The following is a 23,872-nucleotide window of genomic DNA, read 5'->3' on the forward strand; positions in this document are numbered from 1 at the left end:
TTGGCGATGGCGTTCAAATTGATGGAAACGGCCCAGAAAAAGTGGCTGCGCTTAAGAGGCTATCAACAGTTAGCCGAGGTCATCACCGGCGTGAAATTCGTCAACGGCATTAAACAAACCGGAGATCTACAACAGGACGCCGCTTGATTCTCCATACACCAGATTTGACTATAGCTCCTCGTCACGCGATATAGACCCGGACGCAAGCTTTCGGCGTTGACGCTGGGGGGCACTAAGAAGCTTATGGTAAGCACTAAAGCCGAAATGAACACGCGAGGTCTTACGAGGGCGGTAAAATTGATAGTGTCCATAGGTCACCAAGGATAGTTTATGAGCAAACGGGTCGGCCGATCTACCCATGCATATACAAGAATTACCCCGATCAACATGGATACAGCCGTGAGTCGGACCTCCATTGCCTGCGTACGTAGCCGGTATGGGCCATTCGTGAATGTACACTCCTTGTTGTCCCCAGATAAGAATCGAGTAAGGCATGATGCACTGGCCCAAGGCATTGTTATTAGGCGGGCAGCTGTATTGTCTGCTGTAGTGAGGGGATTCTTTGGTGCCAGAGATTGACGGATCGACGGTTATGTCGGTCGGATATCTGAGCCCCTTCTAGCCTAAGCAGCGAAAGGTGTTGAATCCAACACATTCAAGCGAGCCTTCGCCCAAGTCGTTGAATGGAATCTTTATGAGTTTTTTAGCCATAGTTTTTTTCGATTAATGGGTGAGTTTAAACAGACGACACCAAAGTTCCATAGGATTTTGAGCTGTAAAAAATGGAATTATAGGAGCAAATATCGCATTAACCTAGCCTCTATTGCCCATTTCCGCATGAATTCTCACGAACCTAATGTCAGATAACAGCTCTCCCGATCTGGGGCTTGGGGCGCAGCCCTATTTAAATCCAAATCTAACAACAATACTTCGGACAGTTTTAATGGAGTAGAGCCATGAGCTAAGGATTCCGTCATAAATAACTTCCCGAAATCAACAGGCTTAAGGGAGGGCTCGATAATTCCAGCGCGGGAGATGTTTATCGAAAACAATCCGCATATTGGCGATGAAATCTACGGCACACTTTTTCCCTGTTTCATAAACGCCCGCCAAAATAGCTACGGTTACTTTCAATCCGGCGGTGGTTTTCGCCTTTTCCATAAATTGTTTGGCAATAGCGATAGAATGAAATACCACGCCCTGATAGGCACGAGTAACATGGGGAAACAGGCGATGTTCAATCGGATTGTGTTTTGAACAATGCGGTGGATAGTGGCGACAACCCTGCTATTGCCACCACAGCACAATGTTATCGCAACACGATTCACTGGTATCGTGAATCGTGTTGAGGTGCATATACCCTTCATTCCGAACCACATCATAGATGCCATGCGGAATCAGCTTGCCTTGGCCGGCACTCGGAAAATCATGATCCAGGGTTTCAATAGCAGCTTGTGTCTGGGTGCGACCTTCGCGGGCAAAGTCGCCAATCAGCGCCTTCTTTTTGGTGTCGATGCTGATTACAGGATCACCAGCGGCCAGATAGACCCCTTTGAGCCGGGCAATGTTTTCAAATTGGGCATTGCGGTCGGGATGGGCGCCCATGGACTTTTTCTTGCGCGCCTTGCGTTGGCCCAGGCCCTGTTTTCTCAATAGCTTACGGACCGTCAATCGACTGGCCGGTGTGCCCATCTCTCGTAACCGACGGCTGATCTCGCAACGCGATAGATGGGTCCATAACACACCTTCCCGCATCGGATCGCCAGCGGTGAATTCCGCCAGCAGTGTCAGAAGGTGAATCAACAACTGAGGTTGCCGCTCAATCGCCGTTTTTCGCTCCCCACCTTTTTTTCGAACCCGATCCGATGTCAGGTCATCGGCCAAGTCTAATTCCTGCAACCCGCGCCGGATCGTTTTAGGGTCGATATCAAATAGCTTCGCAATATAGTCAATACCCCTATGCCCCATCGTTGCTTCTATACCGGCATAACGGCGCTTATCCTTTTCGGACAGGCTGGTAAAAAGTCGCTGCATTTTGACTTCAATGGCTTGTTCGTAACCGATCACTCGCTTTTCAATCTTTCGCTGGTTAAAGCGTTTCATTATCGTCGATTTCTGGATCAGTTCAGGGAAGTTGTTTTTGACGGTATCCTTAGAGTGGTTTTTTGTATATTTTCGATCAAGGTTGTGATTTGCTCGTCCAGCATAAATCGCAATTCCCATTCCAAAGCCCAATCGGCCGGCAGGCCAGCAATCTGATGGTGCTCGATATAGCTTTGCTTAAGTTGGGCCTGGAATTCCGAGACTTGTTTTGCGCTGTCCCGGCGTCCGCCTTGCAAAATCTCCGCAGACTGCTCCAGCGCCAGTGACAGCGCCGCGTCGAAGGCCCGGCTATGTTGTTGCAGTGCAGCGGGAAAATGGCCAAATTGCTGCCCGCTCAGCAGGCGGTAGCGTTTTCTGACCTGCAGCAGAGTCGATAGCGTATCGGCATCGCGGATAATTTCTCGCAGCGCCGTTCTTTCGTGGGCCTTAGCCGGCAAGCGCGCGTCCGGTTCCAATACGGCATGGGCCAGAAGGTCATGCGCGGCCGCTAAATCTTTTTCCGCCGCCAGGCGTAAAGGCAAGGTATAACTCAGCAGATGGCCCGGATCTGGTAAACGCACCGTGAGTTTTGCCAAGGTGCGTAATGCGGCAATGCAATGGTGGCGCGCCAGCGCGGAGGATCGTCTGGGCCATAGGGCATAGTCGAGCACACCCATGACGATCAGGCCGAGCAAAATGCCGATGACCCGATCGCGGGGTAGGTATAAATCCGTGACTGCGCCGAAATCGTGCAACACGAAGAGGGCAAAAGAGAAGCCGAGTTGCCGGCCCAGATAGGCGATGCGATCGCTGCCGGCGGTAATCCAGGCCGACAAGGCCCAGAACGGCGCAGTGGCCAGCGCGAAGCCGATGATGGTGTCGAATTGCGGTTGCAGCACCAGGACATAAAGGTAGGCGCATAGACCACCGATGGCGGCGCCCGATACACGCAGCAGCGACAGACGATAATCGGCGCCGAGGCTGGTTTGCGCCGCCACCAGACAGGTAGGGATCGCGGTATTGATGTCCGGCCAGTTCAGGCCTTGCACGATCAGCATGCACAAGATCGCGCCCAAGGAAAATTTGATGCCGAATTGCAGGCTGTCGGCATGCGAGGCCCAAAATTCGTAGTCCAGCCAGGCCGGCCGCCAACTTGCCGTGCCGTTAGCGCTGCTGTCCTGTTCGGCAGGTTTATCACCGCTCACAGCGGGATGATGCAATTGGCTGTTCAAGGCGGCGATGGCTTGCAGGGCTCGCCAAAAGGCGGTCAGTATTGAAGGATGACTTAACCGCGAATAATCGTGCAGTATTTCGCTGTTCAGCAAAACCTCGATGGGATCGGTAACGTCGAGGTTTTCTTTCACGCCTTGCCGCAGTAACGAGCAGGCCTGTTGCAGAGCCTGATAGACGCGCAGTTTTTCCGGGTTCATCGGTTGCGCGCGATAGTCCGCCGCCAGGCTTTGATCCAGCCAAACGGCCAGTTGGCGCAGGCCGTCGATTTCCTGCAGCAGGGCCAGGTAAGTACCGTGGTGCAGGCGCATGGACGGATGCAACAATTCGGCATGGCCGAGCAAGGCTTGCAGTTTACCGAACTGGCCTGCTCCCGCCGCCCCGTGGGTTGCTTTTTGCTGTCCTGCGACACCGCTGTCGGCCAGACGACCGCTGAAAATGGCTTCCACCGCCGCCAGCTGCTCTACCATGCCGGCAGCCAGTAATCGGCGCGGGTCCTGCGGCCTGATGCTCAGATGCACTAGCGTCCAGGTACCCAAGCCCAGCCCGCCGATGATGGGGATATTCCACAAGGCATGGTAAATGTTCTCGTCCGGCGTGCTGGGGCTATACAGCACTGCAATCGCATACCAAAGCGCAATGCCGGTGGGCCAGGCAATCAGCCGGGCGTGGAACAAAGCTAAGGCGATGATGACGAAGGACAGGCTCAGCATCAGCCATGCGTCATTGCCGGCCACCATCAACGCCAATACCGAAACCAGCACGGTAATGAACAGGAAAAACAACTGGCGCAGACCGAAGGCCAGTGATTGGCCGGCATTGGCGTAGGCATCGTAACTCAGGGAGACCAAAATCGATAGCGCGCCGAGCGGCGGCACGTGCAGGGTTTGGCTGACCAGGGCGATAATCAGCGTGACGGCGAACAGGCGGAGGGCGGCGACTCGCCGGCCGGGAAAGTCTCTCAGCTCCGTCGCCAGGAATTGCGTCAGACCGGTGCCGAACCAGAACCGGCTTTGGCCGTGCGCCGGGCTATGCCGCTCGTCAAGCTCACTCATTCCGGGGGGCGAGAACGCTGCTATGGTTCAACGACGCTGCTGGCATTGCCGATTGGTCGAGCATAGTCACGAAAGCGGTCATGCCCATACGCAACGGGTGTTCGGGATCACGGTCGAGAATTTCGATACGGACCGGAAAACGGGATGCCAGAATCACCCACTTCAAGGTGCGCTCGACTTCGGGGAGCACGCCTTGTTGTTTGATATTGTCGGGCGAATTGGCCCAGCCGATGCCGGTGACCACGCCGCGAAAGCGTTTACCGGGATAACCTACCAAAAACACTTCGGCTTCCTGGCCGATTTGTATCGATTGCAGGTAGGTTTCCTTGAAATTGGCGATGGCGTACCAGTGGCGGTCGTCGACCAGTGCGAACAATTGGCTGCCGACCTTGGCGTATTCGCCTTCGCGGGTATTCAGATTCGTGACGTAAGCATCGAACGGCGCCCGTACAAAGCAATATTCCAGATCCAGTTCGGCGGCGGTGACTTGCGCTCTGGCCGCTTCGATGCGGGCGTTGACTTCGCCGACCTGAGCGATCAGGGATTGTGCGCGGCTACTTTCGCTTTGGGCTTCCTCGATCGCGCTGGCCATCGAGCGTTCCTTGGCTTGCGCGTTCGCCAGTTCGGCCCGTGACGCATCCAGTCGCGCGCGGGCCTCCCTGAGCTGATCGGTAGTTACGTATTGCTTTTCGGCCAAGGGCTCGAGTTCTTGCAAACGGTGGTGTAAATACGCGTCTTCGGCCTCGATGCGTTTGATCTCGGCGGCGGCTGCGGCGCGCTGGTGTTGCAGTCGGCCGATGGCGCTTTCCGCCGAACTGCTGGAGGCACGCCGTGATTCGACCTCTTTTTCCGCCAACATCAATTCCGCTTTTGCCCGGTCCAATTTGGCCTGGTAGGGGCGGGGATCTATGACATACAAGAGTTCGCCCTTACGCACGAACCGGTTGTCCTCGACATGTAATTCGACGATACGGCCGCTGACCTCGGCGGTGATGCCGACGACATTGGCCCTGACCATGGCATCATTGGTACGGGGATGTTGGTAATTGATGCGCCAGACAATCGTGCCGGTGACGATCGCGCCCAACACGATCAGGATGCCGAGTGTGCGGCCGACCAGGATACGGCTTTGAAGATCAGGATTTTGCTGTATTTCCATGTGAAGGCCGCAAGCGATTAGTGGGAGTAAAACAACAGCCAGATGACAAAACTGCATAAAGCCCACAAACTCGGCGCGATTAACAGCGGCGGTCCAAGATACGGCGCCAGGTGCAGGCGGATGAATTGCCACATCAGCAGCATGCTCGTTGCCAGCCCGGCGAGAATGCAGATAATCCAGGCCGGCCAGAATGAACCTTCCAGGCTCACCATCGGATCGCAGGCAGTCAGTAGCAAGGATGAAACCAACGCCATTACCGTTTGGGTCAGCGTTGCAATCGGCTTCATGGCGGTCCTCCAAAACAGAAAAAAGACAAATCTAATGGTTTAGCCGTCGGCCGCAAACTTTCGGCCTCGGCACACCTGAATATTGGTGCAGATGCAGCATCTATCCAAGACAGGAAAATAAATCGGGGCTATTCTAATGCGATTTGGCGCTTAACGGACAGGAATATTTGTCAATGATTGTTGTCAATTGATTGCATCAATTTGGTTAGGCAGTTCCATTACCATATAGTCAGCATTTTCTTCTGGAATAGGCAACCATTGATGACACTATTTCTCCGCTTTCCACGCGGCGAGCGATTCACAAACGATCGGTGGATTAACATGTCACCGGTTTACTTCATACGGTTACGGCCGATTATTCAGGCTTTAGCCATGGTTTCCTTATTGGCGGCTTGTTCGCCGCCACCGTTAATCATCGACCCCATGCCCAGCGCACAGCCAGTAGCGCAGACCGTGCGTTGGTCGGAATACCGGACGAGCAGTGCGGCGGTGCCGGTATCCAAACCCGAGACAGAACCGGTAATGCCGGACCAGAGGCAAACCTACGATTTGCCGGCCCTGGTCGATTTGGCCTTGCAAATCCATCCTGAGACCCGGCAAAGTTGGGAAGAAATCAAGGCTGCCGCCGCGCGGGCCGACAAACAACGCAGTGCCTGGTATCCGACGCTGACCGCGCTGGCACTCGGACAGTATTTCAAAACCAGCATCCCCATTGTGGAAAGCGCACTGGTCAGCCACGGTTACGGAATGTTCGGCGGTCTGGAATTGGCCTGGACGCTGTTCGATTTCGGTCGCCGGGAAGCCATGGTTGACGCTAGTCTGGAACGCTTGGGCGCGGCACGGTTCGCGTTGACACGCAAGCATCAGCAAATTGCCTACCGGGTCGCCACCAGTTTTTTTAGCTATCAGGCGGCCTTGGCTAAAGTGACGGCGGCGCAGCAGACCTTCGAATCGGCCAAGACCAATGCCGAGGCGATCAAGGCCAAGCTCGCACAAGGCTTTGCTACCCGTCCCGAATTATTGTTGGCGCTACAGGAAAAGGCGAAAGCCAATTACGACTTACAGGATGCGCGAGGTTCAGTGACGCAGGCTCGAGCTGAATTGACGACCCATGTCGGCGTTTCGCCTTCCCATGCCTTGCAATTGGTGGATCTCAGTCAAGTGCCGCTGCCGGACACATTGGAACCGTCGGTCGAGCACATCGTTGACGAAGCCCTGGCGCAGCGCCCGGATCTGATGGCCCAGCTTTCAGAATTGCGCGCTCGAGAGGCGGAAGTGAAAAAGGCGCGAGCGGAATTTTGGCCCAAGCTGTCGTTGAAAGGAAATGTCGGCAACCAATACTGGGGCGACGTACAGACTAATCCGCCGAGTCGCCAAAATTACTCAAGCGATGATCTGGTTGGCGCCGCGATGTTAAATCTGGAATGGAAGTTGTTCGACGGCTTCGAGCGCAGCAGCGCCGTCAGAGAAGCCGAAGCCAGGCAGCAGGCCGGCCAGGCTCAGGTTGAAGCCCTGCGCCTGGAAATCATGCGCGATATCTGGCAAGCCTACGCCGATACCAAAACCGCGTTGGAAAAACGCGAATTTGCCCAGGCCTTGTTGCACGCTGCCGAAGAGTCTTACGCCGCTACCCAGGAATCCTACAGCCACGGCTTTTCTACTGTGATCGAGCTATTGTCGGCACAAAAGGATTTGGCCCACGCCCGCTATACCGAAATCGATAGCCGCGCCGGATTGCTAAAGTCCGCTACCGCCTTGGTTTATGCAGCGGGGGGCAAGGCTGAGGAAGATTAAACTGCTGCCCAAAGTAATATTGTTTGGAGTCTGAATGTCTGTTTCGGATGAATAAGCCGACTTCGAAATCATATTAGCCAGAGGCCGGTATAGGTCGTTTTTTCTCGTCCAAAACTGACTGTTCATAGCGTCCAAATGATTAATGCCCTACGCTTCAAGGCGAGGGTGTGCAAGTATTTGTTTTACCTCAAAAGTTATAGTTATACTGCAATATCGCGGTCAGATCCGTAAAAAGGCTGCCATAATTGCTTTGCTTGCCCCCGATGAACTTGGCCACGCGCAATGACACCGAGGATTGGGAATTCAGGTTATAGGCGGTCTCGGCCTGGACCAGTGAACTCTGGTCCTCCAGGTCCATCAGGAACAGCCCGGCCAGATTCAAGTTGGTGATCAGGGCGTTTTGCCATTGGCTGCGCAAAAACAAAGAATGCTTGTTGGCGGGCTCAACGCGCGCCTGCGCCAGAGCGCGCACCGACAGCAGCTGTCCCATGGCCCATGGATCGCCCTGGGCGGTTTCGCCCGTCCTGAACCAGTTGCGCCAATCCTCATCGGATAACCCGGCCTGGTTATAGTGATACTCCAGGTTTGTGGTAATGTTTGAAACGGTTGTATAAGTTGCGCCAATCGCAAGCTGATGCTGGTATTTTTTGCCTTCGTCTTGTGGAAAATTCGCCAATAATTCCGGCCTGATCTGCTGTGATTGACGCAGGCCAAACAAAGCTTCATCCAGCAGTGAGCGGCGCTCTCCGACATTCCATTCCGAGTAGACGATCAGGTTGTCATTGATGGAATGGCTTAAGTTTACGCCAAAATTGTTATCTCCCGACTCATTATAATAAATCAGCTCAGGGCTGAAGTTTCCAATAATACGCTGGCTGAACTTGATCATAAGGCGCGACCTGTCGTTGGTTTTCTGCATATTCAGCCCGTAGATGCTCTCATCGCTATACCAGCGGCCCAGTTCATTACCCATGTCGGGAGCGGCAACCACCGATATGCCGCCGCTGTCCCACAGCTTCTGGGCACGCACTGCAAAAGTTCCAAGACGGTTGTCTCGCAGCTGGCTAATGTCCTGCGTATTACGGCTTATAACGGCATTGGTTTTGAAATAGTCTGTCGGGTTAAAGCCTGCCGCCACGCCATTTTTAATATTGATCCGCCCTAGATCGACAAAGCTTGAAGGAGTGGCAGACCAGCTTAAATACAACTCTTTTACATTGAATTGAATGTCTTTTGCAGACTTAAAAGCTTCATCGTCATACAGGTAAATATTCAACAATGCATCAGCATGAATATTCAAGGAAGAAGCCGGTGAAAACTCCCCACGCACACCGATACGCGCCAGATTGTTCCAGTCGGATTTATCATAATCGGGAACACTCACTATGAGGTCATTTGGATCTCTCCAGCTGGTGTATTCGAACAAATCGTCGGCTTTTATCCGGATGCTGTACTTTGCCGGGTCGTTGTTTTCTTCCGGTTTGCTGCGGTCTGCGTCAATTAATTCCTGAGGGATAGCATCGAGATCCGAATCCTCATCGGAGGAATGAACTGGCCCTGCGCATAAGACCAAGATGGAAAGAACGATGCCTTTTGCAATTGATTCAAACATATAGATAACATATCCTTCGTTTTAAACCATTACTTCCTAATGCCGTGATCCTCATCAGCTATAACATAATCGGGGGAGTTTGATGGGATGACTTTCGGCATCTTTTTATAAACTGGAGGTAGCGTTCTTAAATAGGCAATCATCGCCTCTGTATCTGCCTCAGTCATATTTGAAAATATAGCCCAGGGCATACCCTGGAAGTGCATTAGCTCACCGTCTTTTTTTATACCGCTCCGGATTGCCCGGCGAATTTCCTGATCGCTCCAGGAGCCTAGTCCTGTTTCTTTATCCGAGGTCAGATTGGCCGTATATAACGTTTTAAAATGGTTTAGCTCGACTTTAATGCCGCCTGACTGGCTTTCCCCGCCTTTGAAAATCACTTTCCCTGTAGTAGGCGTATGGCATAGGGTGCAAGGGGTAATGGCAACCAAATACCGGCCACGGCTAAGTTTGGCATCCATCTCCTTGGAACCGGTTGCCTTAGGGGCTGGCAGCTCAAAACCTGAGGCCTTAACAACCTTGTCAGCAGAAACGAGGCCCATCGGCGGGAGGATGCTCCAGTGCCGCACAGAGGAAAAATCAGGAATGGTCTTGCCCTCTTCCGGATTTCTTTCCCCATAATTATCGCGGGCAAACACCAAAGTACGCTCCATCTGACCAAACATGACTTTAGTTTTGGTTTTAAAGCTTTGCCAAAGACCAGCCGGTTTCGAAGGTGGGATTTTGTTATATATGGGAGGGATTCTCTGCAATGCATGGGCTATTGCTTCCGCATCCCTATCCTCCATGTTATAAAAAAATAGCCAAGGCATGGTAAATGCGTAAAGTGAGCCGCCATCGGGAGTTTCGCCATATTTGATCGCTCGCTTCAATTGCTCTGTACTCCATTTGCCGATTCCGGAGTCTTTGTCCGATGTAATGTTTCTGGAATAAAATTCACCGTCAGCCGGACTTATCACTTTCATTCCGCCCGCATAGGATAAACCTTCTTTAAAGGAGCCATCTTCGCTCATTGTGCTATGGCATAACTCGCAAGTGGAGATGCTCAATAAATAATCACCGCGCTCTTCCATGGTTTTTTGACTATTATCTAACCAGCGGGTCTGTTCTTTTTGGTCATAGACGCTTTTTAGATAGGCCGACACATCGATAATGTTCTTTTCCGTCAGCACATTTCCATATCCCTGCATGATCGTTCCGTTCAGGCCGGTATAAATCCGGGTATAAATATCACTTAAGGAAGCTCCCCCTCTATAATTCCTATAATCAGTCAAGTCCCTTGCCGCTACGCCTTCTTTGATATTGCCTTTAATGCGTGCGATCCTGTCCTCTTGCCCATCCAGGTTCACGCCGTGGCAATTTATGCAACCGGATGCCTGGTACACTTTTTTCCCATCGGCAATATTTGCATCGGCGAATTTTTGGGTCGGCGCCACAATGGCGGCGGAGTAAGCCGTCGGTTTTTTCGATAGTCCTTTGAGGTATTGCGCCAGCGAGGTAATCTGCTCAGCCGATAAAAGATCGGACCAGGCCGGCATGGAGGTACCCGGCAACCCGTTCTTGATGGATTTTTCGATATCCTGATCCGTTGGGAATTGTCCATAGGCTGTCGTACGGTATTTATACTCACCGCTAACAAAATTTGCCGGCTTTATACGCATGCTATGGGCGGCGAAACTCTGTCCGTCACCCTTATCGCCATGGCAGTACGCGCACTTTTCTTGATATAAAGACTGGGCATTTTCTGTCGTTTGGGTAAATGCCGGATCAGATCCCAACAGACCACATCCCAAAACTACCCCGTATAATTTAATGTTATTATTGCGGTTCATATAACTTGTCTCTGAATATGATAAATGTCTGCTTATTCCATAAGCAGTTCATTGACTTATTGTTCTTATATCCGTTGGCTTTACGCTGCCGACAAAAACTTGTCATGGACAAAATGGCTTAGGCGCTCCCAAACACCATGCCTTGCGCCGACTGCATTTCCCAAAGGGATAATTCTTTCGGCAAATACAGCAGCACGCCCCCCCAGCCGGCTATCGCTCATTCCCTGACAAGCTGATTGTTGAAACGCCGTTCTTTTATCTTCTTGACAAAAGGCCATAGCGGCAGGCCGACAAAAACCATGGTGAAAAAGAAAATAAGAAAAACCAGCACCATGCCGTAGCGCAAGATCGACTTTGGACGGGATTTGATTATCCACTTGCCCCATTTCAGGAAATTCCTTCTTGCCACCGTTTCCGGATGTTCAAAAGCGGTGTCGCTGAAAGCATCCGATTGCACGCTGAACACGCCTGCCTGGGTAACGGCGCCCTTGTTTATCGCAGACAGCAAGTCACGCCCCTGCTGTTGCACCTGATCCAGCATTCTGCCGGAAATGACCCATTCCCGCTTATTCGGCTTTTCTTTTGCGTCGAACAGGTTGTCTTTCGTCGCCTTGAGCGTGTCCATCTGCTCGCCTTGCGCGGTCACCAGGATCTTGCCCACCAGGGAGCCGCCCAAATTCCTGATATAGCCCTCGAGCTGTTTTTGCGTCTGCATCCACATTTTCCGGCAGGACAATACGGTAATGACATGCGTATTATTGATGATGCGGCTTTGGGGATGTTTCAAAAACGAGACGAAAGGTATGGAAATGGATAAAAACCAGACCTGCGTTCCCAGAATGACCAAGTCATACGACTCTTCCTTGAACGCCGGCGTCTTTATTTCAACGGGCTCCTCATAAACGCATTCAGGAAAGATGCTGAAAAAGTATAATTTCGGCCAGGGCAGCGGAAATTGGGACACTGGCTCAATCAGAACCTCCTCGACGGAGATATTTTCCTGGCCGCGCAACGGTTGTAAAAAACAATCCAGAACCTGTTTTGTTTTGCCCGTTTGCGAATGGTAGATAACTAGAATTTTGTACGGTTGTTTCACTTGAAACTCCTAATGTAAATATTGGCCGATGACGATGCCGCAGATATAGTTTCGGTCATGGGTTATCGAGATGCCGGCCACCTTGAACATACCGCCGTCCAATTTGGATGCGTTTATCCATCGGGGGGCGCCCGATTCGTCATACCCCACATATCCCAGTTCATTTAAAGCGCCGCTCTCACGGCATAAAGACTGGACGGCGAACTGAATGACCTTGTGCCCGAGAACGCGGGTATTTGTGCATTCCCCATCCCAAACGGCATGGGCTGGAATGGTCTCGCCCGTAGACAAGTTGTGCAATCGCTGACTGGAACGGCATAAGACGATGATGCGGGTCTGCAAGGATTCACACTGCGGACCCAACAGGGTAAAAACCGACAATAGCCCTTCCCCCAGCCGGTAAAAATCAAGCGATAACAGGGATTCGTCATTCCCGCTTCGCCTTTTCGCCTCACCCGTAAAATTGACAAGCCGCGGAATGCCATGGGCATCGAAGCCAAGCTCGATTTCATGGGCATCTATTTCCGTGTTAAACCAGCCGGAGCCCAACGCTTTTAAAATGGCCTCCTTCGCGGTAAAGGCATAGGCCGCACTCAAATACGACCTGATCCATCACTTTTCGGAATCGGTGAAAAGCCCTAACGGCATAGCTCCTCTGCCGTAAAGTTTTTTCACCCTGTCGAAGGATTCGATGTCAATACCGCAAAAAACAGCTGGCAAGCTCATGCCTGATTCCCCATCAACGCATGAAAAGAGTTGGTAACGGGTAACGTTTCCAGGGTCTCGAAATCCTGCAACGCATGGGTGACCCGGGCTTTTACCAGCAGTTCGGAGCCGCGGATGATTTTCTGTTCCACTGTAAAGCTGAAATCTTCACAAGCAATAATTTTTGCCGTGACTGTCACTTCATCGAACAATCTGGCCGGTTTGATGAAGCGCATGGAAACTTTGTGCACCAGAACCGCAAACGTGAGATCCTCCAGATTGAATCCGGCATCCTGGAAATAGCGGGTTCTGGCCCTTTCGAGATAAGCCAGCAGCTTTGTGTGATGAGCAATTTTATAGCTATCCACATCCTCAAACTCCACCCTGAAGGCGTAACCGGCTGCGTTGTTGCCCATGCTATTCCGCCCCTGCACTATCTTCAGCGATACACAGAGAGGGGTCCTCGTTCTTATGGATAATCGCCTGGTATTGCGCCGCCTGATAGCAGCCGATGAAGTTGTTGTAAGGCATTTCAAACGCTTCGCGCGCCAATCGTCTGGTCAATTGGTTCAATCTGACATTTATTTTCGAATATTGCCGGATGCGGTCCTGCAAAGCCGCATCGAGATCTTCCGTACAGTCGTTGATGATGCCGTAACTTTTTGCCTGATCCGCCGTATAGGAACAGCCTGTCAACAACAATTCAAGAATACGTCCGGCGCCGCAATACTTGCCCAATTGCATGATGCTGCAGCCTGGCAGGTAGCCATAGTTAATTTCCGTATGTGAAAACACGCTGGCCGTCGAGGCGATTCTGTGGTCGCATGCCAAAGCCAGTTGAATGCCGGCGCCCTCGCAAACGCCGTCGATAACGGCAATTGTCGTCTTGGTGAGCTTTTGAATCCCTTCAATAAGCTTTTCCCAACGGCCGCTATCGCTTATGTCCACGCTTTTTCCATCGTGGAAATTGCTGTAATTCAAGCCTTTGCTGAATATGCCATTGCGGCCTTTGAGAACTAAAAAGCGCGTTTTTGATTCATCTTCCAGATACTCAAAAGCCTTTTTCATATCGGCAACCATGGTTTTGTCAAAGTAAGCCTGACTAAGCTCAAGCTCTGCGACATTCCCTTTTTCCGTTAAAGTAAAACCTTTAAATGCCATTGCAAAATCGGTATTTTTTACAAAATTTCTATCCGCTATCATTTTATTTACCCCGCCATTTTATTTACCAGCGCAATAATGCTGTTTCGATCGCCACACCGGGCCCCATTGCAACCACAACCCCAATATCCCCTTTTTTAGCGATATTCTCCTTGCGTAAATTGTCATAACTGAACAAAAACGAGCACGATGACATGTTGCCGTAATCCTGCAGCACGCTCAGCGTATGCCGGACATCGTGGTTGGAGATGTCAATGTTGTATTTAATGCTGTCGATGACTTTTTTACCTCCCGAATGGATGATCCAATGGTCGATATTTCTGAGTTTAAGGTCGTTCCTCTCCAGCAAACGCTGGATGGGCTTATGTATGTTGGCGCCGATGACATAAGGAATATCCTTGTCCAGATAGAACGACAACATGCCGTTCACCAGGTTATAGCGCAGCGCGTCTATGTTCTCGGTAATGGTTTCGGATTCAAAATCAACGACCATGGGGCCGCTCTCACCTGAATATTCATCATCCGATGTAATCAACAGCGCGGCCGAGCCGTCACCGAACAGAGAGTTCACGACCGCTGTTTCCATGCTGCTGTCCACGTAGTAAGCGGATGAGCAGACTTCTATGGCCAACAGCAAGGCCTTCTTGCCGGGATTCGTCCGGACATAGTCGGTGACTACCTGCAGGCCATTCACGCCGGCACTGCATCCCATTCCGAGAATGTCGGTCCTTCTTACGTCCGGCCGGAAATCAAGCGCCTTTGCAATATGGGCAGAGACCCCGGGACAAAGGAATCCGGTACTGGTAACACAGGCCAGATAGTCAATGTCACGGGTGGTCAGATTTTGCTCGCGCAAACATTTGTTAATGGCTGCCGCTCCCATTTCCAGACTTCCGCTCAAATGCTTCTTCTGCAAAGTAGCGCTGTCTTCCTGTTCTATCAAACCATCCTCGCCCGGTTCAGGGAGATAAAGGAAGCGTTTCCGGATATGAGAGTTTTCGAAAAGTTTTTTAATCCTTGCCTGTTTATGCCCAAACATGTCCGCTATGACCGTTTGGTCATAGCACGTGTCTGGATTTGCTGTCCCCAAGCCAATAACTCGCGGATATGGTGCTGAATTTGCTAACATATTGAATATCCTTCATTCAATCAACAATAGTATTTGTCTTATTCGCCCTTAATTCATGCAGGAATGCCTGCCCGAACAAATTAAGCGCTGATTTCTGTGTTGACGTCGCTTCATTAATGGAAATTTTGGCTATTTGTAAGGCCCAGGCCGGTTTGGCCATGATTATTTTCAGTAATGCCGTCACTTCGTCGTCAAGCTGCGCAGCCGCCGCTGTTTTTGTCACCAGCCCCAGACGCTGCGCCTCACTGGCGTCCAGCCTGCGCCCGCAGATGACGATTTCTTTAGTGAGATTTTGCCCGACGCGCTGGACCAGCCTCTCGATGCCGCCGGCGGCCGGAATAAGCCCGATATCAACCTCGGGCAGCCAGAATCTTGCATTATCGGCGGCCAGGATAAAATCGCACGCCAGCGCCAGTTCAAACCCGCCGGCGATGGCATACCCTTTAACCGCCGCAATGGAGATGATCGGCGCATGATAGAGCTCTTCAAAAATTCTTCGGCTTTTTAAATTGATAATGTCCCGATAGCTCCTGTGCGCTATTTCCTTCAGATCGGCCCCTGTACAAAAACTGTCGGACGAGGAACCGATCACAACCGCCTTCAGTGCCTGATTTGCCAATATCGTCTTAATCGCAGATTCCAGCTCGTCAAGCATCTCGCTGTTATAAGCATTAAGCCTATCGGGCCGATTAAGGGTGATATAAGCAATAGATTCATTGATCTTTAATTTGACAAGCATGTCGCCGCCCCCGCCCCAATCGTTTTATGCTATCTTGCGCTTGTTGTACTGCGATTCAACCAGCTCAACCACGAGTTCGGTCTCAAGCTCAAGCGCCGATTTCCGATCCATGCGCCTGCCGGCCAGAACGGATTTCATGATGTAGTTGATCGCCTTGACGGATTTATTGCCCAGCATCTGATGCAGCACGTCAAAAGCCTTATCTAACACTTCCCGTCTGGAGACGGCATAATGCGCCAGCCCTATTTCAACGGCCTTGTCCGCTGTAATGTATTCCGATGACAGCAGCATAGGCAGCGCTTTTGCATACCCCAACTCATCCGGCAGACGCAGGGTTCCGGCAAGCCCAGGCATAATGCCTAGCTCAGCCTCGGGAAAGCCCAGCATGGCGCTTTGCCCGAGTATCCGTATATGGCAGGCCAAGGCCAGCTCGAGCCCGCCACCAAAACAGGCGCCATTGATGGCGGCAACAACCGGGACCGGGCTTTCCTCAATAATGTCCAGAATCCTTTTCCCTTCATTCATGCGCCGTGGCAGATCCTTCGGGAGGTTATTGTCGATTGCCGCGCCTTCGCAGAAGTTATTGCCTTCGCCGACCAGTATGACTCCCTTGAGCCCTTCTTCATGCAGATGCGCATGTAAAACATCAGGATCTACAAATATAGGGTCCGGCAATCTGTTTCTTGGAGGATTGCTGACTGTCAGTATCGCAATATCCTCTTTCCTGCTGAATTTTATTATTCCGCTGCTCTTAACCATTTCATCACTCACGATAGTTGTTTTTTAATTTAGCAATGATGAGGGACGATAATATTGCGCCCCGTTTTCGGCGTGATACTGGCCCAAGGCTTCACGCAAATTGCCATAACCAATTTCCTTGGCCAGCTGAATCGGGCCTTTGGCCGCTCCCATAATCGCCTTGATCGATTCATCAAGGGCGCTTTCATCTATAAGCCCATGCTCAACAGCGAACAGGCAGGTGTTGATATGCAGATAAAAAAGCCTTTTGCTGAATTCCGCCTCATCATCGTCCAGCGCCGGCATATCGGCTTGCCAGGCAGGCAAATCGCCGGGATGGCCGATTTCCGAAAACATCAGGGACTGGCTTCGATCATCCGGCACCATAAGTTTCATGAATGCCAACAGGCTTTGGTAAGATTCCTTGTTCCTGAGAGGGTCGCGATTGAAATAACGCTGGGTCGCCTCCAGGATCACCGGTATCTGCACATGATCGAACAGTGAAAATGCACCGAGTGGAAAAATCTCCGATTGGGATAATTCATTGGCTTTATGAATGCCGAATTTGGCGGCTCCCCTGAATGCTTCACCGCCTACCGCCATGCTGAGCATATTCAAAATGAAGGCATTTTCCGGGGTCTGCTCAACCACAAACAATCCGCAACGCTTGATAAACTCAGCGGCGCGCCGATAAACAGCCTCGTCGACAAAAGGGTGTGTTATAAACTCGACTATGTTGCTTACCGGTACGGGAAAGAAAAAATGCAGCCCCACCAACTTTGAAACATCAAATACGCCATCAGCCAATTCCTGCGGAGAAATTGACGATGAATTGCTCCCTACCAATGCCTCCTTGCCCATATGCTCGTTAATGGCGGAATAGACTTTTCTTTTTACTTCAATGTCTTCATTGACAGTTTCGATGATGATGCCGGCATGGCTTATCGATTCCATTTTCGAACTGGCGAAATAGCTATTCTCCAGGTCAGCAGCCTGGTCTTCGGTGACTGCGCCGTATTTAAGCTGGCGGCTGACTGTTTTTTTCCATTTTCCGTTCAAATTCTCGGCTTGCTCGGGCGTGCGGGTGATTGCGGTAACCTTGAACCCCTTGCTTAGCAGGAAATCGATAATGGAGATCCCCATGCGTCCAGCGCCAATAACTGCAATATGATTGTCCATCGTGTTTGCCTTTAATTTGAATAACCTTCAGCCCTGAGCAAATAACCGGCCTGCATGAATTTGCTGACCTCGGTGACGAAACTCAGGATTTTTTCGTTGTTCTTTAAGTTTTCGTGCCGCATTATCTGGTCGATGCACATGAACGCCATCGGAGGTCCGCAGTATCCGAGCTTGTCCAGCTTGGTGTATAACGCCGAACGCGGAATGCCTATCTCCAGAATTTCCTCCAGCAAGATCTCCGTAATCTGCTTGCTGGGCAGGTTGATCTGCATGAACCTTATGTCGCCAAGCGTTAAGCCAAGCTTTGCTATCATGCGTTTCATCCCTGCAAACATGACCGATTTCCCGCTTACGTCCTGAAATGCGCCGGAATGCAACGCGTTTCTGAAGCTTTGCTGGACATGATGCGCCGCCGTTTCATATTCCACTAGCGGGGACATCGGCCTTGCAGGGCGATGGTCGTGCATGATGGATTCGCGTTTGCATCCTATGGATTCAAGATAATTGCCTTCAACCACCAAGCCGGGCTTGTCGGCGTCATATCCCGAAACCACCATAGCCGCCGCGCCGTCACACAGGAACCAGCGCATAAAGACTGTTTCCCGGTTCAGTTTCGGTTGGTTGTAATATTCCGGCATCATGCCCGGCGAGATCATATTCGATGAAATGACCAGCGCTCTGTTGGCATACCCCGTCTTGATCAGCTCGGATGCGATAAAAAGGGATTTATAGGCGGACGTGCAGTTGGAACAAATGGAAAACTCCGCACAATCTTCAATGCCCAGCGCCTCCTGAATCCGCACCGATGCCGGCGGCATCTGGTTTTGCTGGGCTGATCCATAACAGATCAGATCGATATCCGATGGTTTTAGCCCCGCCGCTTCAAGCGCCATCTTTGCCGCTTTTACGGACATAGTTACATTGTCGTCGGTAAATTCCCGAGTCTTGCTGTCAAAAGCGTAATAGTAATTCTCCATCGCCAGCATATCTTTCATGACCGGGGTCATGTCGTCGATCCATTGGCGGACCCGCTTGGGCGCTTCAGGGATATCGCCCAGATAGCGCTGGATTTCGTCGAAAGGCACCGGATCGCCAGGCAGATAGGCGCCCGTTCCTATTATCTTTGCTGCTCTCATGCTATTTTGTCTCCACGCTGGACGTTTCCTGTCAATCAGGAATGTTCTCGCCATGCTCGATGACAAGCAGGGCCATATCGACCAGATCGCCTATCGTGTCAGCCGGTCTTTTCATCAAGCGTTTGCCGATGGTTTTGATTTCGACTTCCACATTGTGCTTTTTGCGGATAATCTCCAGCAGCGACAGGAACATCAGGGAGTCGCCGTCAAGATCCTCGATAATGCGTGTGTTGTCGGTAATGTCGTTGACATCAACCTCGCACTCGTCGGCAAAGAATTCTTTTACAAGAGTTGATACTTCTTGTTTTATTTCGGTCATTTTTATTTCCTCACTTGTTTATAAATCGTCAACTGCGTCTGTCTATTTGAACTTAACCAGCGGCACTACCGCGTTATGTCCGCCAAACGCGAATGAATTCGATAAGACTGCGTTTACGTTTGCATGCCTTGAAACCAGGGGCACAAAATCAAGATCTATGCCGGCATCCCGCTCATTCAGGTTCAATGTGGGCGGGATGGTGGACGTTTCTATCGCCATGCAGGACAGTACGGCTTCTACGGCTCCCGCTGCGGCCAAGCAATGCCCGGTCATGGATTTGGTCGACGAAATGGCTATCTTTTTCGCATCATCGCCAAAAGTGCGCTGGATTGCTTTGGCTTCATAAAGGTCATTCAACGGCGTCGATGTGCCATGGGCATTGATATAGTCGACATCCGAAGGATTCAGGCCGGCCTGCTTCAGCGCAACATTCATGCAGCGCGCCATGCCGACGCCATCGGGGCCCGGAGAAACGATGTTGTAGGCTTCCCCCAGCAAGGCCGGCCTGCGCAGTTCCGCGTAAATATGAGCCCCTCTCTTGCGAGCCGAGGTCAGCGATTCCAGGATCAGCACTCCGGAGCCTTCGCCCATGACAAAGCCGTCGCGTCTGGCATCGAACGGACACGAAGCTTCTTCCGGCTTTGCCTCCCGTTCGGACATCGCCTGAATGTCGCTGAAGCCTGCGACAAATTCCGGCATTATTGCGCAGCACGCTCCGCCGGCGATCATCACGTCGCATAAGCCAAGAGCTATCTGGTCATAGGCGAACGCCATGGCGTAACCGGCCGATGAACAGGCCGTCCCTACCGTGAAGCTCGGGCCTGTCAATCCATAGTGCAGGCTGATCCAGGCCGGAAAAGCATTGGACATGGAACGCACGATTCTCGAACTGTTGAAAACAGACACGTCCGCCATCTCGTCACTGGGGTAGTCCGTACCGCTGGCGCCTATCGCAATGCCGTACCTGTCCGAATCCCCTTGCGAAAAATCGAAACCGGAATCCTCAACAGCCATTTGTGTCGTTACCGAACACATCTGAACACTGCGGGTCATCTGGTTTCTGATCCGCTTTTTCACGCGGGGGGCAACCAGGTCGTCGAAACCTTCCGGCACCTGAGCCGCAATTTTTACTTTGAAATCAGTCGTATCGAAATGCGTGATCGCTCCGACGCCTGATCTGCCTTCAACGCAGTTTTCCCAAGATTCCTTGAGATTCAACCCTAATGGACTGATCAAACCCAGTCCCGTTATAACAACTCGTTCCACAACTACACTCCCGTTTATCCGTTAGCCACTTGTTCATACCAGGGGCTGAGCCTGTCTATGTATTCAATGGCCTTTCTTATCAATTCACTGTGATGCACAACTTCGGAAACAAGCCCCATAGCAAAAGCTTCCTCGGCATCCAGCCTTCTGCCGCCCATAATCAACTCCAGCGCCCGGCCGGCCCCTACGATTTTCGGCAACCGTATCGTCGCGCCGCAGCCCGGCATGATGCCGAATGTCGCTTCCACCGAGCCCATCACCATCCGCGTGTCCGCTATGCGGTAATGACAGGCAAGAGCAAGCTCCAGCCCGCTTCCGATGCATACGCCTCTGATTGCCGCAACGACGGGGACAGGAAGATCGTAGAGTTTTTCAAAATACAGGCTGTTTTCCAGCATGCTGGACAAATACTGCTGTTTCATGCCGAGAATGGCCGCTTCCAGACTTTCCAGGTTTGCACCCGCAGAAAAGTGCCGTCCGTTGGAGGAAAGCACGACTCCCCTGATTTCCTTTGCTGCTGCCAGGGCGCCCAAGCTGTCGATGATTTCCTGAGTCTGCGTGCTCCAAGCCTCATCCATCAAGTTCGTGGGCGGATTGCTGAGGACGACATGCGCAATGCCTTCACTGACATGCAGCGTCACTTTCCTGTCTGTTTTTGTTTCGGATTGATTTTCTTTTAATGGACTGATGACCATGACACATCTCAAATTTTCTATTTAAAACTCGTGATACTGGTGCGCAAACCCTGAATATTTGCCTATTCTTGCCAGATCCCTGCTTGCCCCGCATTCATACATATGTCTTACGCCGATCTCCCAGAACACCTTCAAAACATCTAACCAGTAGAATGAGTTGCAAAAGTTATTCTCAAGCTCCGCAATGCAGCCTTTTCTGTCTGCAAATATTCCCGCTGTCGTCGGTGAAATAACGGGCGTTCTTGGGTTACCGATTGCTTCCTTGCCAAGTATGCCCATCCACTCATCCCGGCATTTAAGAAGCAGACTGCTGTGATAAGGCCGCTCAATCGGAAGCTGTTTAAACAGCACGGCCCCGGCTTTAAAGGCTTTGTCCTCCAGCAGATCGACCTCATTTTTCCATCCGGACACCACCAGACTTAATTCCGAATTCTGATTGACGATATCGATTCCGCCGCGCTCTTCGATTACTTTCCGTAACTGCATTCTGCTCAAGCCGATGACAGTGGCCATGGAAAACTTGTCATCGGGGCCGAATGATTTTTCAATTACCTTATCAAGGCTATGAAGCAAGCTGATTCCTGTCATAAAGGAAATGGATCTGGCGGCATAAAGCGCACCGAATATACCCATGCTATACCCGCTGATATAATCGGCTAAGCCTCTTCTTTTAATATAAGCATCGTACACGGCGCATGAGGCGGTATACCCTATAACCTGCCTATCGAAATCATTCAATTCGTGATAACTTTTGTTTGAAATACACGCCAGCACATCTTTCGATAGTAATTCTGACAGACTATAGTTATAGGGTTTAAGCCATTGCGTTAATACCTTATGCACGGAATCCCTCATATTTGAGATATTAGTTATTCCTGGAAATAGGTATGCCGATTTTGTTTTACACATAACGATACAATATAGTTTTTTATGACTTATAAAATACCGCTGAATTAACCATAATAAATACCGAAACCGCACACATAAAATAATATCTCCAAATATTTAAAAATTAGTATTCGTAAACTTCGAAAACTATTCTAGTGATTTGAAAAGTAATATCACGGTAATATTCCACAAAAAATGTGTGAAAATTACATAAGCTGTAATTGTTCAGCGCCCGATACGGGCTATAAGGAATTCCCGTGAATGCCCCTCCTGCATACCCGGATGCGGATATGCTTTCCTGGCGGCTCACTGAGTTGTGCTAGCAACAAATAGAAATGTGGGCAGGACAGCCGATGAACTGCCCGCTTTTTACCGGAGCTAAGCCACAGCGCTGATTTTTTGGGCATATGTTTCTTGTAAGCCGCCGAAATGCCGGAGCCTTTATCCCGGGCAGAGCCGGTGCTGGAATTGACAAGTTATTCGAATTTATCGGATAGCTGGATTGTCCGCCACTTTGACGAGATGCGTTATGGCTTGTGGTTTTAAGCAGAATTCAGAGCCCCGCTCTGCTGAATCGCTTCATTCGCCAAATCGCGAACCACCGGCAAATTAACTTATATTTAATATGGTTTCTGCTATGTTTATTGCTGACTGATAAGGTCGACATGACAACAAGGAGCTAACTTTGAAAAACAAAAAAATCTTATTCTCTGGAGCAGCTGCGTTTGCGGGCATGACGGCGTTAGCTGCACCGGTTTGCGCGGCCACTACCGTACAAGTCGGAGCAAGCGGCAAGACATACGCATCCGGCGCGGTGCAATGCGCTGCCAATCCAGCTACCGGCGCGCAATCACCGGCAATAGAAGCCGGTCTATTCAATCCCAAGCAAGGGATGAGCGCCGCTGTGTCGCTGAATGGTGCTTCTGTGGCGACTGTCACGCCCGATAACCCGGCCGCTAATGTCTGGCTGGCCGATGGCAGCAACACTGTAGTGGTGGCGCTCAGCAAAAGAACCGCCGATAGCTATGCATTTAACGTACAGCCAGGCATGTGCGCACTCCCGGACACCACTGGCAATACTTTCAGCGCCGACGGCACACTGGAATATGCCGCCAGCAATAAATCTTACGCGACGGTAACGCCTGGTTGCGCATGGAACGCCAGAACCGGCATGGCGCAACCGTATGTAAACCTGTTCGATAATGGCTCTTACCTGCTCAATGTTTCCGTCAATGGCGCACCGCTGACACAGCTAAGCTCAACCCGTCCTCATACTCCCGTCTTTCTGGGCGCTGGCCAGAATGTTATCTCAGCCGCCAACGGCTATCTCTCCACAGACTATTATGTTCGCGACGGCGGCGACGGTACTTGCATACTGCCGTAGCAGCGCAATACTTCATACAGGAGCATGACATCCATCTATTTTGATGTGCATGCGGGCGGCAAAACAAAACCCAGAGGCGCGGAATTACCGCGCCTCGTTCAGGTCATTTTATAACTCTCCGGTTCCTGGCATTTTGCTCAACTTGTCTATTGCCGTCTTTTATACAATCTCATAATGTCCAGGTAGCCGGCAACCGCGCGAGACGGACCGTTCGGAGAGAAGCGCCCTGCTTTCTGTTGTCCGATTAACTGGAGCGTTAGAACAAGGGAGCTATGCGCAAATCTGGTGTATGGAGAATCAAGCGGCGTCCTGTTGTAGATCTCCGGTTTGTTTAATGCCGTTGACGAATTTCACGCCGGTAATGACCTCGGCTAACTGTTGATAGC

The 23,872-nt window shown here is 51.1% G+C and carries 20 protein-coding genes and 2 pseudogenes; 3 read left to right on the top strand and 19 right to left on the bottom strand.

What is annotated here, in order from left to right; all coding sequences use genetic code 11:
* Positions 1 to 147, top strand: a pseudogene (locus V2P20_RS19385) (IS256 family transposase); the annotation flags it as partial.
* A gap of 855 nt (positions 148 to 1,002) precedes the next feature.
* On the opposite strand, the pseudogene V2P20_RS19390 reads toward V2P20_RS19385, so the two are convergent.
* The 4 genes and pseudogenes from V2P20_RS19390 to V2P20_RS19405 form a co-directional block, all read right to left on the bottom strand.
* Positions 1,003 to 2,223, bottom strand: a pseudogene (locus V2P20_RS19390) (ISAzo13 family transposase).
* Positions 2,121 to 4,367, bottom strand: a complete 2,247-nt coding sequence (locus V2P20_RS19395) for an FUSC family protein (protein ID WP_331821271.1) — start codon at positions 4,365 to 4,367, stop codon at positions 2,121 to 2,123. Before V2P20_RS19395 ends, V2P20_RS19390 begins: the two are co-directional and overlap by 103 nt.
* Positions 4,360 to 5,526: a biotin/lipoyl-binding protein gene (locus V2P20_RS19400; protein WP_331821273.1), complete on the bottom strand. Its 1,167-nt coding sequence runs from the start codon at positions 5,524 to 5,526 to the stop codon at positions 4,360 to 4,362. Before V2P20_RS19400 ends, V2P20_RS19395 begins: the two co-directional genes overlap by 8 nt.
* 17 nt (positions 5,527 to 5,543) lie before the next feature.
* Positions 5,544 to 5,813, bottom strand: coding sequence for a YtcA family lipoprotein (locus V2P20_RS19405; protein WP_331821275.1), 270 nt, complete (start codon positions 5,811 to 5,813; stop codon positions 5,544 to 5,546).
* A 321-nt stretch (positions 5,814 to 6,134) separates the two neighbouring features.
* Between V2P20_RS19405 and V2P20_RS19410 the strand changes: the two genes are divergently transcribed.
* The gene (locus V2P20_RS19410) at positions 6,135 to 7,607 is read left to right on the top strand and encodes a TolC family protein (RefSeq protein WP_331821277.1); all 1,473 of its coding nucleotides are present in this window, start codon (positions 6,135 to 6,137) and stop codon (positions 7,605 to 7,607) included.
* Between the two features lie 187 nt (positions 7,608 to 7,794).
* Here the strand turns inward: V2P20_RS19410 and V2P20_RS19415 are convergent, their stop codons facing one another.
* From V2P20_RS19415 to V2P20_RS19485, 15 genes are all read right to left on the bottom strand, one after another.
* The gene (locus V2P20_RS19415) at positions 7,795 to 9,219 is read right to left on the bottom strand and encodes a hypothetical protein (protein ID WP_331821279.1); all 1,425 of its coding nucleotides are present in this window, start codon (positions 9,217 to 9,219) and stop codon (positions 7,795 to 7,797) included.
* 29 nt (positions 9,220 to 9,248) lie between these two features.
* Positions 9,249 to 11,051: a c-type cytochrome gene (locus V2P20_RS19420; RefSeq protein ID WP_331821281.1), complete on the bottom strand. Its 1,803-nt coding sequence runs from the start codon at positions 11,049 to 11,051 to the stop codon at positions 9,249 to 9,251.
* A gap of 217 nt (positions 11,052 to 11,268) precedes the next feature.
* Positions 11,269 to 12,147, bottom strand: a complete 879-nt coding sequence (locus tag V2P20_RS19425) for a hypothetical protein (RefSeq protein WP_331821283.1) — start codon at positions 12,145 to 12,147, stop codon at positions 11,269 to 11,271.
* Between the two features lie 9 nt (positions 12,148 to 12,156).
* Complete coding sequence (locus tag V2P20_RS19430) at positions 12,157 to 12,744, bottom strand: 4'-phosphopantetheinyl transferase superfamily protein (RefSeq protein WP_331821285.1); 588 nt, start codon at positions 12,742 to 12,744, stop codon at positions 12,157 to 12,159.
* Positions 12,745 to 12,869: 125 nt separating this feature from the next.
* A complete protein-coding gene (locus V2P20_RS19435; protein WP_331821287.1) occupies positions 12,870 to 13,268 on the bottom strand; it encodes a thioesterase family protein in 399 nt (132 codons plus the stop codon).
* Position 13,269: 1 nt separating this feature from the next.
* Positions 13,270 to 14,055, bottom strand: coding sequence for an enoyl-CoA hydratase/isomerase family protein (locus V2P20_RS19440; protein ID WP_331821289.1), 786 nt, complete (start codon positions 14,053 to 14,055; stop codon positions 13,270 to 13,272).
* Positions 14,056 to 14,077: 22 nt separating this feature from the next.
* Complete coding sequence (dpgA, locus tag V2P20_RS19445; RefSeq protein ID WP_331821291.1) at positions 14,078 to 15,142, bottom strand: 3,5-dihydroxyphenylacetyl-CoA synthase DpgA; 1,065 nt, start codon at positions 15,140 to 15,142, stop codon at positions 14,078 to 14,080.
* Positions 15,143 to 15,158: 16 nt separating this feature from the next.
* A complete protein-coding gene (locus tag V2P20_RS19450; protein ID WP_331821293.1) occupies positions 15,159 to 15,881 on the bottom strand; it encodes an enoyl-CoA hydratase/isomerase family protein in 723 nt (240 codons plus the stop codon).
* A gap of 24 nt (positions 15,882 to 15,905) precedes the next feature.
* Positions 15,906 to 16,640: an enoyl-CoA hydratase-related protein gene (locus tag V2P20_RS19455; RefSeq protein WP_331821295.1), complete on the bottom strand. Its 735-nt coding sequence runs from the start codon at positions 16,638 to 16,640 to the stop codon at positions 15,906 to 15,908.
* 24 nt (positions 16,641 to 16,664) lie between these two features.
* Positions 16,665 to 17,798: a 3-hydroxyacyl-CoA dehydrogenase NAD-binding domain-containing protein gene (locus tag V2P20_RS19460; protein WP_331821297.1), complete on the bottom strand. Its 1,134-nt coding sequence runs from the start codon at positions 17,796 to 17,798 to the stop codon at positions 16,665 to 16,667.
* A gap of 11 nt (positions 17,799 to 17,809) precedes the next feature.
* Complete coding sequence (locus tag V2P20_RS19465; protein WP_331821299.1) at positions 17,810 to 18,934, bottom strand: hypothetical protein; 1,125 nt, start codon at positions 18,932 to 18,934, stop codon at positions 17,810 to 17,812.
* A 31-nt stretch (positions 18,935 to 18,965) separates the two neighbouring features.
* Positions 18,966 to 19,253: an acyl carrier protein gene (locus tag V2P20_RS19470; protein WP_268117655.1), complete on the bottom strand. Its 288-nt coding sequence runs from the start codon at positions 19,251 to 19,253 to the stop codon at positions 18,966 to 18,968.
* 42 nt (positions 19,254 to 19,295) lie between these two features.
* Positions 19,296 to 20,519: a beta-ketoacyl-[acyl-carrier-protein] synthase family protein gene (locus V2P20_RS19475; RefSeq protein ID WP_331821301.1), complete on the bottom strand. Its 1,224-nt coding sequence runs from the start codon at positions 20,517 to 20,519 to the stop codon at positions 19,296 to 19,298.
* Positions 20,520 to 20,533: 14 nt separating this feature from the next.
* Positions 20,534 to 21,214, bottom strand: coding sequence for an enoyl-CoA hydratase/isomerase family protein (locus tag V2P20_RS19480; protein ID WP_331821302.1), 681 nt, complete (start codon positions 21,212 to 21,214; stop codon positions 20,534 to 20,536).
* Positions 21,215 to 21,235: 21 nt separating this feature from the next.
* Positions 21,236 to 22,123 (bottom strand): hypothetical protein, encoded by an 888-nt coding sequence (locus V2P20_RS19485; protein WP_331821304.1) that lies wholly within the window; start codon positions 22,121 to 22,123, stop codon positions 21,236 to 21,238.
* Between the two features lie 664 nt (positions 22,124 to 22,787).
* On the opposite strand from V2P20_RS19485, the gene V2P20_RS19490 reads away from it, so the two are divergent.
* Positions 22,788 to 23,486: a hypothetical protein gene (locus tag V2P20_RS19490; protein ID WP_331821306.1), complete on the top strand. Its 699-nt coding sequence runs from the start codon at positions 22,788 to 22,790 to the stop codon at positions 23,484 to 23,486.
* Positions 23,487 to 23,872 lie beyond the last annotated feature (386 nt).

Source organism: Methylobacter sp. Wu1, from assembly GCF_036553575.1.
Lineage (GTDB): Bacteria > Pseudomonadota > Gammaproteobacteria > Methylococcales > Methylomonadaceae > Methylobacter.

Coding starts and splice junctions, on each gene's coding strand:
- V2P20_RS19395 (WP_331821271.1), bottom strand. CDS start 4,367: ATGAGTGAGCTTGACGAGCGGCATAGCCCGGCGCACGGCCAAAGCCGG.
- V2P20_RS19400 (WP_331821273.1), bottom strand. CDS start 5,526: ATGGAAATACAGCAAAATCCTGATCTTCAAAGCCGTATCCTGGTCGGC.
- V2P20_RS19405 (WP_331821275.1), bottom strand. CDS start 5,813: ATGAAGCCGATTGCAACGCTGACCCAAACGGTAATGGCGTTGGTTTCA.
- V2P20_RS19410 (WP_331821277.1), top strand. CDS start 6,135: ATGTCACCGGTTTACTTCATACGGTTACGGCCGATTATTCAGGCTTTA.
- V2P20_RS19415 (WP_331821279.1), bottom strand. CDS start 9,219: ATGTTTGAATCAATTGCAAAAGGCATCGTTCTTTCCATCTTGGTCTTA.
- V2P20_RS19420 (WP_331821281.1), bottom strand. CDS start 11,051: ATGAACCGCAATAATAACATTAAATTATACGGGGTAGTTTTGGGATGT.
- V2P20_RS19435 (WP_331821287.1), bottom strand. CDS start 13,268: ATGGGCAACAACGCAGCCGGTTACGCCTTCAGGGTGGAGTTTGAGGAT.
- V2P20_RS19440 (WP_331821289.1), bottom strand. CDS start 14,055: ATGATAGCGGATAGAAATTTTGTAAAAAATACCGATTTTGCAATGGCA.
- dpgA (WP_331821291.1), bottom strand. CDS start 15,142: ATGTTAGCAAATTCAGCACCATATCCGCGAGTTATTGGCTTGGGGACA.
- V2P20_RS19450 (WP_331821293.1), bottom strand. CDS start 15,881: ATGCTTGTCAAATTAAAGATCAATGAATCTATTGCTTATATCACCCTT.
- V2P20_RS19455 (WP_331821295.1), bottom strand. CDS start 16,640: ATGGTTAAGAGCAGCGGAATAATAAAATTCAGCAGGAAAGAGGATATT.
- V2P20_RS19460 (WP_331821297.1), bottom strand. CDS start 17,798: ATGGACAATCATATTGCAGTTATTGGCGCTGGACGCATGGGGATCTCC.
- V2P20_RS19465 (WP_331821299.1), bottom strand. CDS start 18,934: ATGAGAGCAGCAAAGATAATAGGAACGGGCGCCTATCTGCCTGGCGAT.
- V2P20_RS19470 (WP_268117655.1), bottom strand. CDS start 19,253: ATGACCGAAATAAAACAAGAAGTATCAACTCTTGTAAAAGAATTCTTT.
- V2P20_RS19480 (WP_331821302.1), bottom strand. CDS start 21,214: ATGGTCATCAGTCCATTAAAAGAAAATCAATCCGAAACAAAAACAGAC.
- V2P20_RS19485 (WP_331821304.1), bottom strand. CDS start 22,123: ATGTGTAAAACAAAATCGGCATACCTATTTCCAGGAATAACTAATATC.